Raw genomic sequence first — 15,800 nt, 5'->3', positions numbered from 1 at the left:
CTTCTACACTCACTTCACTGTCTGTGATGTACATAGTTTCTAAAATGTAGAAGAAAATTATTCATGCGTTTCTAAAACATTGATGATGAGTTGTTTCACAGATAGAGACTGTGTCGCCTTCACCAAGGCAGAACAAAAAAACAAGGATGGATAACCCACCCTTGATCTTTTAAAAGAATGCTATTCAGATTCTTTTTGCAAAGCTTTGATCGTCTGCTCTGACAAGTGTAATAGTTCCTCTTTTGTTTCTTCGTCAATCTGTCTAGCATGAGCGCTCAATGTAATGTAATGGACATACTTGTCCACATAATGTGTTGCTAACTCATCTCGCTCGATCGCTTCATAAAGAAGCGCAAGTCGTGTGTACAATGATAGTAATGAAGACAGTGACCCACGAACATTTCCTGATTGGATATGTTCTCGCGTTTTGTCATGAAGCTCATTGAGTAGTTCTTTTGCTGATTGTTCAGGATGTTCTTCACCGACACGCAGCACAATAGCGGTAAGCGGTTCGATCGTTAACGTGTTGTCAACGTACGTCATACCCGTTGGTGAATCAATGACGTTCACTCCTGCCTTTTCACGGTCAACAATGACACGAGCATCCTCAATGCGAACATCATTTAACGAAAGTGTTCTCGTTGTTTCGTCTGCATTGATGAATACGTAGTAGTCTCCTGTATCATCGGTCGAACGTGCTTCATAACCGATGACGAGATCTTCTTCTCCAATTTCTGGAATATCAATAAGTGACACATTTTCTTCGATCGCTTCCATGGAATGATGCGAGAACGCATTCGTCGACCGACGGAGTTCAATTAGCCCTTTCGTATACTCGCTCGTTTTCACATGGTCTGGGTATTGCTCTTCGTCGTTCACTTTTTCCCACTCGAATTTGTTAATCGCATCACTAGAGTCATACGAATCGTGAATGAAATATGGATAGTGGAAAGGCTCACCTTGTTCATCTGTCATATACGTCGATTTGTATGGAGCTTCATCGGTCTCCTCTCGGAATTGTTTCGTTCTGCCATACTCTTGACCTGCATGAAGGAATGACGTGCCTTGAGCGGTTAACACCATCGTATTTCCAAGTCGAATTCGCTCTTGAATTTCTTGTTGATGCTCGTCTGGATCTTTTTGAATCGACAGCGCAATCACATCATGCAACGTTAAATTATCGTGTGCTTCAATGTATGGAACGACGTCGCCCGGATTCGTAGCGGTATAGTTGTGAGGTTGTGCCGTTACGTTATCAAAAATTCTTTGAATGTTTCGCTCGCCACCAGTAAGAAATCTCGGCTCCCCTTCACTGCCGAACCCAGATTTCAATTCATTACGAAAATCATCTGAGAATGAGCCAACAGCTGTTGTATGTTGCATCCAATCTTGATCAGCTGGCATCACATCTGGATCGTTTTCATCCCCGACAAACGTTCTCCAACCTTCTCCAATCATTAAGATGTTCGGATTCAGTGCTTTTGCTTCGTCATATGCCATTTGAATCGTTTCCGCATCATGGTCACCCATCATGTCAAATCGAAACCCATCAATGTTAAATTCTTCAACCCAATACGTAATGGAATCGATGAGAATTCGATGGGCCATTTCGTGAGTTGTACCTAATCTACCACCACCAAAACTCGTGCGCGGGCTGCCATTAGCATCCATAAAGTGATAATAGTGGGGTTCCAAATCTTCGAATATTTCCACGCGAGCTGTATGATTATAAACAACATCCAACACGACACCCATATCACGCTCATGAATCTCATGAATCAAGTTTTTAAATTCTTCAATTCTCTTTTCAGGATCAGTAGGGTCTTCCGAATACATCCCCGTCAACGAAAAATAACTATGAGGGTCATAGCCCCAGTTATAGTTCGTATTGTTCGCTTCATACTCGGGCATCCGCTCAGAAGCACCGAGTTCATCAGCAAAAAAGTAGCTCATGACGGGTAGTAATTGAATGTGAGTCACACCAAGGTCTTCAATATAGTCGAGCTTTTCAACAAAAGAAGCAAACGTTCCAAACCTCGCTTGCAACTCATCAGAAATCGAAGGATCTGACGTGAAATCACGTACATGAATTTCATAAATAATCGCGTCCTCTCGATTCTCATACCCTGGAATGTCCGCAAATTCTAACTCTGGTCCAATCGTTGATGGATCAACGATTGCCGCTTTCCCAATCGGTACTTGTGGATCCGTATGATCCCAAGCAGCCATTGACTTCGCATATGGATCTAGTGCGAGCACTGTTTCGCCCGCTCTCTCGATTTCAAAATGGTAATAATACCCTCGCAAATCTGAAATACCGGTGTTTTCTTCTGTAAGTTCAACTTCAAACACGCCACGGTTTTGACGACTCATTGAAATGTCACTACGCACTACAGTATGATGGTCGTCTTTATCGTAGAGAACGACCCGAACCTCATCTGCAGATGGAGACCATACGCTAAGCGTCGCTGTCCCATCTTCATGAAGATCAACCCCTAAATCCCCATCGTAGGAAAGTTTCTCATCTTTAAGTTGCCACGTCGGATAGACCAACATCTCCTCCTCATATACGTGAACCGTATAAGGAGCGTCTTCTGCTGAAAAATCTCCTGTTAATTCAACCGTTTGACCATCATCTGTTTTCGTTACTCCTCCGATAGTCTCGGACTGCCCCATACGATTTACAAGCTCGATATTTTCTAGCAAATCTTCCTCTGCAAAAACTTCCGTCGATGAAAATACAACGTCAATGGTTGATTCGTCTACTAACCAGCCGTACTCCATCCCTTCACCGAATACATAATAAGGGTTTGTGTACACGTTTGTATCACCAGCTTGTAAAAATATTTGACGATGCTCACTCAAGTTGGCGAAGTTCATGTTCCCAGATTGCTCTCCCGTCTCTCGGTTTACGAGTAAAAATTCAACGATCTCGGCCCCGTCCTCGATTTCAACATCGACATAATGGCCGTACTTATTCTCCTCTGCGAAACGATGCGCACCTTCTGGCCAGTTTTCAGTTGGGTAACGCACATCGCCCCACGTCCATAACCCCCAGTCGTCAAGTTCATCACTCTTATAATGGACGCGCAAAATGTCATCTTCGCTATGAGGCTCGTATAAATACACTCGCCCGTCTTCAGTTAACCAAACTTCATTCAAGTCGTCAGAAATGAGCTCCACGAACACATCACCAGTAATGTTCTCCCCCGTCGTCGTATTAACGAGCATACCGACCGTCTCAGCTTCTGGCAAAAGTTTAACATCCGTGTAAATCGAAAAATCTTCATGAGTTCCTTCTGTAAAAGGTTGTGCTGCATTAGGCCAGGCACCTTGTTGTTCTGAAGGCTCTGCAACATCTTCCCACACCCATAAACCTAGATCGTCTACGGCATACTCCCCTGGTTGATAATGAACCCGAAGGGTATCTTCTGGAATGTCACTCGATTCATCCGTTACGAGTTGTCCTCCTTCCACAGTGAGTAACACCGTACCGCCATCACTCATACTCGGAATCGAAAGCGTTATGATCCCTTCCTCACTTGCTTCATAAGTTTCACCTTGGTACGCATCAACAACGACTGCATCTGCAGAATCCACTTGTAACGTAAGTAGTCTTTCTTCCTCACTGACATTCAACCCAACGTAAACAGCATCTTCATCAATAGATCGCTCAAAGACGATGTGCCCTTCTTCGTTTGACCCTGCAACTGTTTTACGCTCACCAGACGCAAACACTTCTCGATGTTCATCTCGAAATGCGAGAATGGATCGATAATGTTCCCTTACTGCATTTCCTGCAAAATTGTCATCCTCAATCTTTTCCCAAGGCATATCGTATCGGTTATCATAGTAAGGATAATTATCCATACCGCTCAAACCAAGCTCTTCTCCGTAATAGATCACGGGTTGACCGATTGCCGTCATTTGTAGCGAAGAGGCTACGAGCAGCTTCCCAACATTGCCATCAACTCGCTCTAAAAATCCTTCTTCGTCGTGACTACCAAGAAATTGCCCGAGCAAAGCCGTGTTGTCCATCTGTTCATTTCGCTCAACCAACTGTTGATTCGCTTGTTGAAGATTCCCATTTACGAAATCAAGGGCAGTATACTTGAACTCAAAATCTAATAATGAATCCATCATGCCTGACCGTAAATAGCCGTGGTCATTATTCTGACCCGCTCCCCAAGACTCCCCAATTAACTGAAATTGTGGGGCTCGTTTTGTTAATTCATTTCGAAATGCTTGCCACGACGTATCCTCGACATGCTTTACCGTGTCAACGCGAAAATAATCAATCGAGTTGCCCGCATCCGTCGTCGACTTCTCAATCCAATCAGATTGCCATTCAATCACTTGTTCTCTTACAGCCGGGTCCTCGGTAATGAAGTCTGGCAACCCAGCAAGTTCGCCTGTCACTTCATCTTCTCCGACATTTCCACCTTGCCTAATTAAATCAGCGAAACGCTCACGGTCTGCATCCGTTGGAAATCCAGGCGGGCGTTCTTCATCCGGAATCTCTCCATCGATTTCTTTAAGCCCATAACCCGTATGATTTAAAACCACATCAACCATAATTTTCATGTCGCGTGCTGCCGCTTCATCGATCATCTCATGGTATTCTTCCATCGTTCCAAAATGAGGATTTAATTTGGTGAAATCGCTTGCCCAATACCCATGGTACCCAAAATAAGGATGTCCTGCAGGCTCATCTTCATCGGTAAATCGAACATCATGAGCGACATTTTCAACAATAGGACTGATCCAAATCGTATTCACACCGAGATCTTCAAGATAATCAAGGTTTTTCGTAATCCCTTTAAAATCACCACCTTGATACGTTCCGCGATGGTGTTGCCCATAATTTTCATAACCTAAATCGTAAGGGTCATTGTTTGTTTCATTGCCATCAAAGAAGCGATCGGTTAATAAGAAATAAATGACAGCTTCATCCCAATCAAAATCATTTTCATCTTCATATTCCCGTTTTGTCACTTCAATTTCAGCATTCACTGTGGAAGAATTTCCGTACTCATCAATGGCTGTCACCGGGATTTCTTTAACTCCGGCACTCGTCGCTCTCGTTACCGACAACGTGACCTCCATGAGATCAAGGTCGACTTCTAATTCTGACGGACCGCCTAGAGACGTCGTATCCGCAAATAGTTGATTTACACCCGCTCCTTCTATATCAATAGATAGAACAGCATTTTCGTTGAAATTCATCTGTTCTGGATCGACAGACGTATCAAATATCATTTCTTCATTCACATAACGAATGACGGACTCTTCGGAAAATGGATCCGCTGTTTCGTACGTATCGTCTCCAATCGTTACGATGTAAGAATACGGATGTTCTCCTTCAGGAAGGTTTTCATATAAAAACTCATAGCGCTCTTCTTGATCGTTATACGTCATTTCAAACTGCTCACCTAAAATCGCCAGTTCCACTCGGTCAATGTCTTCCATTTTGTTTTGTGCAAACAACTTAGAATCACGGTAGTAAAACTGTGCATTCCCATCTCTTAACTGTGGTCCTGTCATCTCTTTAATCGTATGTACATCCATAACCCCTTCGGTAACATACGCTTTTGTTATCGGTTCATTGTGATTAATTCGTATTGACCGGTCAACGTCTTGACCATTTGGTTCCCGGTTCTCCCAGTCCCCTTTTTTTATGATAAAACCAATTTCTTTCACTGAAGGGGCAACCTCAATATATGCAACTGCGTTGCCATCTTCAATATGTGAAAATTCAATCTGATCATCTTGCACCCCTGTCCCCCATACCCAGACGTCCCAATCATCATAGTTGTTATCAGTACGGTCGTACGTTAACTGGACGACGTGGTGGTCGTTTACCGGTTGTTCTGCTCCAACACTTGCCGGATAAGCGGTGAACAACGATTGCACCGTCGACACAAGCAACAGAAAAATCATAAAGCTTGCAAACGTATTTCTCCTTGTAAAATGGCTCATTAACCCTTCCTCCTCTTCAAATAATGTAACCGGTTGCACAAAAACACAAACATGTAGTAAGCGCTTTCAATTAAATCATACCTTATTTGTTCGTGTAAATCTCACATTCATATAAAACAAACAATATTCCTATAAATCACGAAGTACAAAAGACCTATTCATAACTTTCCTGCTTGAACCTAGTGTGCTATATGAGTTGAACGAAAAAAATTTCACTAAATTCGATGACCGAGATCTGTCTTTGCAGGCAAACGCCTACCAATCGTCTGTTGAAGTTCATCTCACTTCGATGTCGATCGTTGTTCTTTACTCCAAGGGTTGTGGAAAACACAGAAGCCGTTTGCTGAATTGCAAAAAGGTGTGACCGATGGGAACCACCTGGCGCAAGTGTGTGATGGTCTGGCACGTATGTGACAATCCAGCCTTCTAACCGAGTACTTTCGGTCCTCAACGGTCCCATATATCGCGATTTGTGACCGTTGACTTCGTTTATGTGCACATCCACGTACAAAATGATGATTTTTCTTTCCCAAATGTCACAAAAATGAATATATGGGGCATTTGGGCGTCTTTCCACACCGTGACCAGTAGGCAAAAACGCGAACCGTGTTGCTCTTATGATTGGGAGTGTCAAGAAAACACGATATGCGTACTTTGACCACCGATGTTGCACTTGTGCGCTGGAGTACGACCATGCGCCTGCAGTGGAAAACAACAACAAACTTTGCAATCAGGAAAATGGTAAGTTCATTCTATATAACGTATTTTGCTATATACATAACAAACCGCCCCGAAAAACGGGGGACGGCTCTTCATCTGCTGAAGTTCGTCTACAACAAACGGACAACTTAATGAAGCGTGTTTAATTGTTGCTTAGATAATTGTGCCTTTGCGTCTTGAACGAGGGAAGCCGTAATATGATAGCGCAAAAATGGGGTAACGAGATATACACGTTCAAATAACGATAAGCTATGTTGTTGCAACTCTTTCGCAATTTGTAACCCTTCTTCTTCCCCTCGTTGCACATCTTGACCACAAGACTGCATACGTTCTCTCACTTGTTTCGTAAGGGTAATTCCAGGCACTTCATTGTGAAGAAATTCTGCATTGCGACTATTAATGAGCGGCATAATGCCAACATAAATTGGCACGTTAATATGTGCAGTTGCTTTTTTCAATGCATATAGTGTATCTACGTCATAGACCGGTTGTGTCATGACAAAGTCCGCACCTAGTTTGATCTTCTTATCTAATCGTTTAACGGCTTTTTCCATCGAAGAGACGTTTGGATTAAATGCGGTTCCAACTCGGAAATTTGTTTTCACACCGAGTGAACGACCAGAATGGGAAAACCCTTCGTTCATTTCTTTTAGCATAGAGATCAGATCAAATGACGTGAGGTCATACACCGATGATGCTCCAGGGAAATCACCCACTTTCGTTGGATCTCCAGTGATTGCTAGCACATCGGTAATGCCGAGTGCATGCAAGCCAAGAAGGTGAGATTGCATGCCGATGAGATTTCGGTCCCGGCAAGCAATGTGAACAAGTGGGCTCGCACTCGTTCTTTGTTTAATAAGTGTAGCACTAGCGACATTGTCCACTCTCGATGTCGCTAACGAATTATCTGCGAGTGTAATTGTATCCGCACCTGCTTCGGTTAAAGCTTTTGCGCCGTCCACAAATATGTCCAATTTCGATAAAGACTTCGGTGGATCAAGTTCAACAATGACGCTCGGTACCTTTTGATTCGAAACAGGGTGATCTTTTGATTCCAGTCGTTTTGAACGAACATAATGGTTATTTGACGTTTGTCGTTTGATCGGCTCTTTACCTTTAAGCTGATCTTTTAACGCACGAATATGTTCGGGTGTCGTTCCGCAACAACCTCCGATGAGATTTACGCCTAAATTTCTAAAGGACACTGCCTGACTTTTGAAATAATTTGGGTTGGATTGATAGACAAGCCTTCCATCTCGGATGCCTGGTAAGCTTGCATTTGGATAGGCAGACAACAATAAATCCGTCGGAATATCACTCTCTTTAATGGATGTAATCGTTTGAGCAGGGCCCATTCTGCAATTCAAACCGACAACATCTGCACCTTCACTTTGCAACCTTTGCAAAGCATCTTGAAGCAAAATGCCTCCGTGCAGCACACCCACATCTCCTAAGGACACATTGGCAACAATCGGGATGGATGCATCTTGCTCTTTAATGAGCCGGATGGCACGAATAAGCTCGTGCAAATCATAGTACGTTTCAAGTAGCATGACGTCGGGTGAACTCGCTAATAGTGCCTTTGTTTGTTCTAAAATTGCGTCATCAATTTCTTCATCGGTCCACTCACTTGACCGACCATCCCGAATACCGCCAATCGTACCGGCTACATACGTTCCGTCAGAATGTGCCGCTGCTCGTTTTGCAAGTTCCACACCGGCTTCATTAATTCGAGTAACTTGTGACTCTAGCCCGTAATTCTTCAACTTTAAGCGATTCGCAGCATATGTATTCGCCTGAATAAGATTGGCGCCTGCTTTTACATATTCCAAGTGGGCTTCGTATACTTGTTCCGCTGCATAAAGGTTCGCCTGTTCAATTGATCCGGTAATATCTTGGCTGTAAAGAAGGGTTCCCATTGCACCATCACCAATAATGATTGTCTTTTGTAAAGCTTCAATAAATTTCACCATGAGCCCTCCTATACATTCACGAGTTTCGCCGCTTCTTCAAAAGCATAACGAAGATCATTAGTAAGGTCGTTTGCACTTTCAATTCCACAAGACATTCTCATAAGTGTTTCATCGATGCCAATTTCTAATCGGACGTGCTCTGGAACATCGGCATGGGTTTGAGATGACGGGTAAGTCATTAAACTTTCCACCCCACCGAGGCTTTCAGCAAACGTAATGAGTGATAGATTTCGTAAAAGTGGGTCAACGAGCTCTGGGTTTGTAACACGAAACGATAACATCCCACCTTTGCCAGGATAAAGGACTTCTTTCACGAGTGGGTGTTCGTCTAGATACACAGCCACTTCTTTCGCGTTCTCTTCATGTTTCTTCATACGTAATGACAATGTTTTCATTCCTCGTACGAGCAGCCAACAGTCAAAAGCCCCAAGCGTCATTCCGATCCCATTTTGGATGTCGAACAATTTCTCCCCAATCGCTGGGTCTTTCACTGCAATTAATCCTGCTACGAGATCATTATGTCCGCCCAAATACTTGGTCGCGCTATGAATGACAATATCTGCACCTTCTTCTAAAGGTTTTTGCAATAGCGGGGTATAAAACGTATTGTCAACAATCAATAGAACGTTATTTCTTTTAGCAATCGCTTGAATTTGCTGAATATCCGCTTCCTGCATTTGCGGATTCGTCGGTGTCTCAATGAACAGTGCACGCGTGTTGTCTGTAATCGCTTCTTCGAGTAATTCTAGGTTTCTAGGGTCAACGTATTGAATGTTCACGCCCCACTTTGGCCAAAACTGTTGGAACAAACGATATGTCCCTCCATATAGATCGAGGGACGCAATAATTTCATCCCCTTGTTCAAACAATGAAAGAACCGTTTGAATCGCCGCCATTCCGGAACTACAAGCAAAACCTCTCGATCCCATTTCCAAATCAGCAATCGCTTCTTCAAGAACGTCTCGTGTTGGGTTTTTCGTTCGGGCGTAATCATACCCTGTAGACTCCCCAACACCAGAATGACGGTACGCAGTGCTCATATAAATCGGGGCATTAACCGCTCCGGTCGTTTCATCTCTTCGGTTTCCTGTCTGAACGAGCTTCGTTTCTTGTGAATATCCCTTTGCCATTCAAATCATCCTCTCTACGTGAACCAAAGATAAAAAATGCCCTCTTCAGAGTATGAAGAAGACACGATCGTTTCGATGTTTCTTCTTATCTCTCGGCATATCATGCCAGTAGGAATTAGCACCTGACTCCTTGAGCTGGTTGCTGAGACTTCTTAGGGCCTATCCCTCAGTCTCTCACGATAAGATTCCTTGTTCATTTAGTTGTAGTGTTACGATACCTTATTCAGAAACAGGTTGCAAGTATATTTCTATTCTGGTGATGCTTCAATGACGAGCTCTTCTTCATTTCCGCATACACATCGTTTGAATCCTGTCTCATATTCACCGTCATTCTTCTGCCTTCCGCGCAGAATATACTTTTCTCCACACTTCGGACAGCGGATGACGATTCGATACCTCGCATCTGTCGTCATGAAGCTCCCTCCTTAAACTGACTGTTTACTGTTTTCATTTGCTTTTTTTACCTTACTTAAGCCTAACCACCATAAAAAAATCATAAACGGAATGAGGACAAACGGCATCCAATTGTTGGAATAAGTGAGCACTAGATTAAAGATACCGTGAAAGACGACGGGAAGAATCAAGCTATACATGAGCCATTTCTTCCTTTGACCCCGTACTTGATAACGGGCAGAACCTAAATAATAACCCATAATCACACCGAAAAGTGCATGTCCACTCACTGGGAATAGCGCTCTTCCTATAACCGCGTCAGGGCCTTGACCTATAAGATAAAATATATTCTCCAGCGTCGCGAATCCTAATGAAAGTGCGACAGCATAAACAATTCCATCGAATTTCACAGTGAATTGTCCAAACTTATAGACCGTAAAAATCAAGAAAAACCATTTAAAGAATTCTTCCAGCAACGCTGATTTTAGAAATGTCTCTGCCAATCTAGATGTTAACAAACCTTCTTCTGTCAGCGCAAATTGTATGACCATTATCGGAAACACGATGAGCATTCCGATAATAAATGCCCGAATAACATCTCTCCACCCAGCGCTTCCATATTCATTTCTTAAGTAAAAATACGTGAGCAATGCCAAGGCAGGAGCAGATCCAACAGAAATGAGCGCCACAACATTCATGTCTACTTCCTTTACGTATTTATTGGTCGAATGCCGACTGAAGGTTCATTAGTTCTGCTGATAAGAGCACGTATAACTTTACTTTTGCTTTCTTACTACTATAGTCTTTGCCAAGAATCACACCTTGATTCAACAAGTCATACGTACTGCCTTCATAATCGTATGAAGGGTATACTTCTCCTTCTTCTGCACTCGTCGTAATCACGATCGGTTTTTTGGCGTTACGTATGAGTGGCATGTACGCTTTTGGCACTTGACCTCTTCCAAGCCCCTCAATTACGATCCCATCGATGCTCGATGAGTCAAGCATGAACTGCAGCACTTCGGCAGAAGCACCTAGATGAACTTTCAAAATTTCAACGTGAAACTCCTTTTTCGGAGTAAACCGCGGCTCAGTAATAATAACCTCACGCACGAGTGGTTTTTGGAAGATGTGTGCTTGATCATTATCAACAATTCCAAAATACCCGTAACCAAAAGCATTAAAACCTTGAACATTACTTGCATGTTCTTTTCTAACATATTTAGCAGAGAACATTCTCTCATTAAAGATAACCACTACACCTAACTCTTTTACTCTGGCGTCAGATGCGGTAATGACCGCATTTCTTAAATTCACAGAAGCGTCGCTACCGACTTGTTCAGGCCCACGTTGTGAGCCAGTGACGACGACAGGTTTAGACACCGGTAACGTTAACTCTAAGAAGTAAGCAACTTCTTCTAACGTATCTGTTCCTGACGTAACGACCACACCGGTAATACTTGGATCTTTACAATAGTCCATCACCACTTCTCTTACGTTCCACAAGTCTGTAAATGTTAAGTGAATGGACGGCTTGGACACAGCGGAACAAATCTCTAAAGAAACGTCAAAAGGAGCATCCAATGAAGCGACTAACTCTTCACCGTCTAGCTCCCCAGCGACTAACTTGCCTTCTTTCGTTTCTTTACTGGCAATTGTCCCCCCCGTTGTTACGAGTGCAATGGATTGCATCTACTCACCTCTCATTGGCTGATTTCTCGATGTGCGATGACTTCAGCAATCGCATCTCCGTGATGTCTGCCTGTTTCAATAAAAATTTCATTTGCGTTGTTGCCAGCGGCTATGACACCAGCAATGAATAAGTTTTTGACGTTTGTTTCCATCGAATCAGGTTTATAAAACGGTCGTCCAGACGTCGCATCCATTTTTACACCCATCTCTTCTAAAAACGCATGGTCAGGGTGGTAGCCAATCATGGCAAACACAAAGTCTGCAGGAAGGTCATGCTCCTCATCGTCTGTTGTGACATAACGGACGACGTCTTGTGTAATTTCGGTAATATTTGCTTCAAAAACCATTTGAATATGACCATTGTTCACGAGTGATGTGAATTGCGGAAGAATCCACGGTTTTACTTTCGGTGAATAATCCGCGCCACGATAAATAACCGTCACTTGAGCGCCTGCCTTTTCCAACTCCATCGCTGCATCGACGGCCGAATTCTTGCCACCAATGACAACCACTTGCTGACCTTGATACGGGTGTGCTTCTTTAAAATAGTGATACACATGAGAGAGCTCTTCTCCCGCCACCCCTAATGCATTTGGATGATCGTAATATCCGGTCGCAATAATGACATAATCGGCATGATACTCGCAATACTCACCTTTTTGTTTTCTCGTTTCCACATGAAAAGTTCCATCATCAAAAGGTTCAACAGACTGCACGGATTCATATCGATTGACGGACACACGCTTACGCTCTACAACTTCACGATAGTAGACGAGTGCCTCATTGCGTTTCGGCTTTTGGTTTGTCGAATAAAAAGGAACGTCACCAATTTCTAACTTTCTAGCCGTGCTAAAGAACGTTTGGTGTGTTGGATAACGAAAAATGGAAGAGACGATATTATCTTTCTCAATCACTCGCGCTTCTACACCTTTTTCTTGTAAACGAATGGCGGCAGCAAGCCCGCATGGACCTGCGCCGACAATAATCACTTTTTCTCGTTTCAAACTGTCACTTCCTTATGACCATCCTCGATGTACAAAAGCATCTGCGTGCTTTCTGATCCCGATCATATATGCTGCTTCGCGCATGTTGATTTGCTCGGTATTTGATAGATGATACGTATTCATAAAGGCATGTTTCATGGACGCTTTCAGACGTTCGTTCACTTCATCTTCTGTAAACGTCTCTTTTTTATAGTCTTGCTGTTGTTCCAAAGCAGAAAGAGCGAGATTCCCAAGACCAGATAGAATTTCAGGCACAATCAGTTTGCCATTTTTCCTTAAGATCTCTGTTGCCTCGTTGTTTAACGTTTGTTTTGCTGTTTCAACAATCACTTTTGCTTGTATACTGGAGACGGCTTTTTCCGTCATCGTGTCTTTATGAATCGACGCATCAATTAATATGTCGCACTCCGACGACAATAACCGTTCTTTTGATATCGACTTTCTGAACAAATTCGTCACCATACCGAAACTATCTCTACGGTCTAGTAGGTAATCAATGTCCAAACCGTCAGCATCATATAATGCGCCATGACCGTCCGAAACGCCGACAACAATACCCCCAGCTGCTTCAATTCTCTTCGCCAAATATGCCCCCGTATCGCCAAACCCGTGAACGATAACTTTAGAGCCGGACAAATCAACGTCTTTCACCTCAAGAGCGGCTTCAAGACTATAGTATGCGCCTTTAGCAATCGCGTGGTCCCGTCCCTTAATGCCTCCTAAAGCTTCTGCACGTCCGGCAACAGGTTGGGTGGCATTGTCTGGTTTAATATTAAGCAGTTCATCATACATCCACGACATAAGCTGAATGTTCGCCGTTGTTGGGATTTCAGGTGTAATAACATCTTTCGTTGCAGAAAGTAGCGGCAACACAGCCCGCACATAACCACGGCTGAGCTGTTCAAGTTCTTGATAGGACAGTTCCGAAGGGTTGCAAATGATTGCACCACTCGCTCCACTGTATGGGAGATCGAGCATGCCAGCTTGAAGAGACGTGCGAATCGCTAATGCTTGTACATCGGTTTCATGAAACGTGGGATGTAAAATTACACTTCCAATAGCTGATCCTGCAGCATCATTATGTTGCACACGATACCCGGTAAAGACTTCCGTGCTTCCATCGTCCATCTTTACAGGAATGGATACTTTATAAGTACGAAAAGGCGAGGTCAAAATCTTTGTAAGGTCACTGGAATAGCCAAAAGAAGAAAGAGCATTCGAGACAATCTGTTGAAAGGCTTCTAATCTAGAGTTCACAGCCTTTTTTTGACTCGAGTCTGGATCCAGAACTGCCTGTTCTTGTTTTTGTTTATTCCCCATTGTGGGCCACCTCCATATAGTTAAGCCGGAGTCAAGGCTACTCCTGTAACTCCGGACGAGCACACCAATACACATCAATAAAAACACTATAATCTTACTATATTAAAGATCGATCTTTTTTTCCACTTGTTTGTTTGGTTTATTATTAAAAAATACCATATTTAGCCGTTGAACTGCTCCTGTTTCTATAAGCTGTCTGCCGTGTTCCTCAACAGCTACATGAGAGTAAGCACATACATCTCCGTATTCAGATATGATGGCGATAAAGCGATCATATCCTAAAAACCTTGTCGCTGTTGATGGAAAGTATAAATAATAACGATCTTGCATTGTGAGTAGCTTCCCGCTTTTTACGCCTAAACGATGCAGCTGTTTCACGAGCTGAAGTACCGCTTCAAAGTCTTGAAATTTATAAAATAAGTCACGTCGCTCGTCAACGGTAATATCCATTTCAATCATATCGTCTTCTTCTGAAATATCTTCTTCATTCTTTGATATGTGAATGACCATTCCTTGAGCAGGCAAAGAAAATACTTCTACCGATAATCCTCCATCTACTTTAAACCCAAAGGTCACATCTGCTTCAAGAATTAACTCTCGGAACAATTGATGAACTTTCGGTCGATCTAGCCATAGATCATCTTTTGTCAGGCCGCGTTCTTTAAGATCATCAAACGTTAAAAATACCTTTATTTTATTGGCGGCAATTCTTTCAAGACGCATCGCCGGCCCTCCTTTTCCCTGTAGGCAAATCGTGAAAGCAGTTCATTTCTATAAGCTATTCACGATGCCTTATCCGTGTTCTTTAACAGGAGGACATTGAAAGGCCCTTTTTACTCGGGAGGAGCGATGCGAATCAAGTGTACTTCAGCTGGAGCACCGAGGCGAAGAGGCAGTCTGCGTGTACCAAAGCCGTTACTAATTAACAACTGACCAGACCCAAACGGTTGCCATTTACCTGCTTCGCGAATGCCAAAACCAAATATACGAATTTGTCCTCCGTGTGTATGCCCGCTCAAAATCAAGTCATAGTCTTGGCTGTCCTTATACATTCTTGGGACGTTAGGATTATGACTGACGAGGACATTAATCGACGCACGGTTAGAAATTGGCTGCACAACCGCTTGTGAAGAGGTATGATCTTTCGTCCCAAAAACATGCAAACTGCCTTCGTTCATCCACGCATGTTCATTCTCTAATGTGCGTACGCCGTACTTTTGAAAAAGACGTACGAGTGACGGTTTCGCAACATTCATGTCATGATTGCCATACACAAACAATACGTCGTCAGCAATCTGTGAAAGTACACGCAAGTTTTCATCTGTTCTTGATAATGGTGTTCCTCGCTCTAACAAGTCGCCACCAATAATTACGACGTCAACTTGTGAGTGAATCACTTTTTTTACCCAATTCTCTTTAATGACTCGTCGATGCACATCACTGATGAACAACAACGTTACCGGTTGAGACTGACCCGCAACAATGAGTTGATGCTCGCGAACGCGGCAGCGCTTTGCTTCAACACCCATATATACGAGTAAACCGATCCCCATGACAAACAGCAGCGCCCCTACGCCGATCATCTTCTG

General features: G+C 43.2%; 10 protein-coding genes and 1 riboswitch. All 10 genes read right to left on the bottom strand.

Features of this window, described 5'->3' with window-relative positions; all coding sequences use genetic code 11:
• Positions 1–180 precede the first annotated feature (180 nt).
• Complete coding sequence (locus tag ACE1TF_RS12505; RefSeq protein WP_375017192.1) at positions 181–5,979, bottom strand: pullulanase; 5,799 nt, start codon at positions 5,977–5,979, stop codon at positions 181–183.
• Between the two features lie 848 nt (positions 5,980–6,827).
• Positions 6,828–8,672, bottom strand: a complete 1,845-nt coding sequence (locus tag ACE1TF_RS12500) for a bifunctional homocysteine S-methyltransferase/methylenetetrahydrofolate reductase (protein WP_375017190.1) — start codon at positions 8,670–8,672, stop codon at positions 6,828–6,830.
• Between the two features lie 8 nt (positions 8,673–8,680).
• A complete protein-coding gene (locus ACE1TF_RS12495) occupies positions 8,681–9,802 on the bottom strand; it encodes a methionine biosynthesis PLP-dependent protein (protein ID WP_042397571.1) in 1,122 nt (373 codons plus the stop codon).
• An 82-nt stretch (positions 9,803–9,884) separates the two neighbouring features.
• Positions 9,885–9,988, bottom strand: a riboswitch (SAM riboswitch).
• 62 nt (positions 9,989–10,050) lie between these two features.
• On the bottom strand, positions 10,051–10,215 hold the full coding sequence (locus ACE1TF_RS12490; RefSeq protein WP_193744228.1) for a hypothetical protein: 165 nt from the start codon (positions 10,213–10,215) through the stop codon (positions 10,051–10,053).
• A 12-nt stretch (positions 10,216–10,227) separates the two neighbouring features.
• Complete coding sequence (gene prsW / locus ACE1TF_RS12485; RefSeq protein WP_042397569.1) at positions 10,228–10,893, bottom strand: glutamic-type intramembrane protease PrsW; 666 nt, start codon at positions 10,891–10,893, stop codon at positions 10,228–10,230.
• A gap of 19 nt (positions 10,894–10,912) precedes the next feature.
• Positions 10,913–11,887, bottom strand: coding sequence for an asparaginase (locus ACE1TF_RS12480; protein WP_375017187.1), 975 nt, complete (start codon positions 11,885–11,887; stop codon positions 10,913–10,915).
• An 11-nt stretch (positions 11,888–11,898) separates the two neighbouring features.
• A complete protein-coding gene (locus ACE1TF_RS12475; RefSeq protein ID WP_375017185.1) occupies positions 11,899–12,891 on the bottom strand; it encodes a YpdA family putative bacillithiol disulfide reductase in 993 nt (330 codons plus the stop codon).
• Positions 12,892–12,903: 12 nt separating this feature from the next.
• On the bottom strand, positions 12,904–14,211 hold the full coding sequence (locus tag ACE1TF_RS12470) for a Glu/Leu/Phe/Val family dehydrogenase (RefSeq protein ID WP_042397566.1): 1,308 nt from the start codon (positions 14,209–14,211) through the stop codon (positions 12,904–12,906).
• Between the two features lie 102 nt (positions 14,212–14,313).
• Positions 14,314–14,934, bottom strand: a complete 621-nt coding sequence (locus tag ACE1TF_RS12465) for a genetic competence negative regulator (protein ID WP_375017183.1) — start codon at positions 14,932–14,934, stop codon at positions 14,314–14,316.
• A 110-nt stretch (positions 14,935–15,044) separates the two neighbouring features.
• Complete coding sequence (locus ACE1TF_RS12460) at positions 15,045–15,794, bottom strand: metallophosphoesterase (RefSeq protein ID WP_375017181.1); 750 nt, start codon at positions 15,792–15,794, stop codon at positions 15,045–15,047.
• Positions 15,795–15,800 lie beyond the last annotated feature (6 nt).

The organism is Geomicrobium sp. JSM 1781026 (assembly GCF_041949955.1).
Lineage (GTDB): Bacteria > Bacillota > Bacilli > Bacillales > Marinococcaceae > Geomicrobium_A.
The sequence above is the reverse complement of the archived record's forward strand: the minus strand, read 5'-3'. Positions and strand labels throughout refer to the sequence as shown.

Coding starts and splice junctions, on each gene's coding strand:
- ACE1TF_RS12505 (WP_375017192.1), bottom strand. CDS start 5,979: ATGAGCCATTTTACAAGGAGAAATACGTTTGCAAGCTTTATGATTTTT.
- ACE1TF_RS12500 (WP_375017190.1), bottom strand. CDS start 8,672: ATGGTGAAATTTATTGAAGCTTTACAAAAGACAATCATTATTGGTGAT.
- ACE1TF_RS12495 (WP_042397571.1), bottom strand. CDS start 9,802: ATGGCAAAGGGATATTCACAAGAAACGAAGCTCGTTCAGACAGGAAAC.
- ACE1TF_RS12490 (WP_193744228.1), bottom strand. CDS start 10,215: ATGACGACAGATGCGAGGTATCGAATCGTCATCCGCTGTCCGAAGTGT.
- prsW (WP_042397569.1), bottom strand. CDS start 10,893: ATGAATGTTGTGGCGCTCATTTCTGTTGGATCTGCTCCTGCCTTGGCA.
- ACE1TF_RS12480 (WP_375017187.1), bottom strand. CDS start 11,887: ATGCAATCCATTGCACTCGTAACAACGGGGGGGACAATTGCCAGTAAA.
- ACE1TF_RS12470 (WP_042397566.1), bottom strand. CDS start 14,211: ATGGGGAATAAACAAAAACAAGAACAGGCAGTTCTGGATCCAGACTCG.
- ACE1TF_RS12465 (WP_375017183.1), bottom strand. CDS start 14,934: ATGCGTCTTGAAAGAATTGCCGCCAATAAAATAAAGGTATTTTTAACG.
- ACE1TF_RS12460 (WP_375017181.1), bottom strand. CDS start 15,794: ATGATCGGCGTAGGGGCGCTGCTGTTTGTCATGGGGATCGGTTTACTC.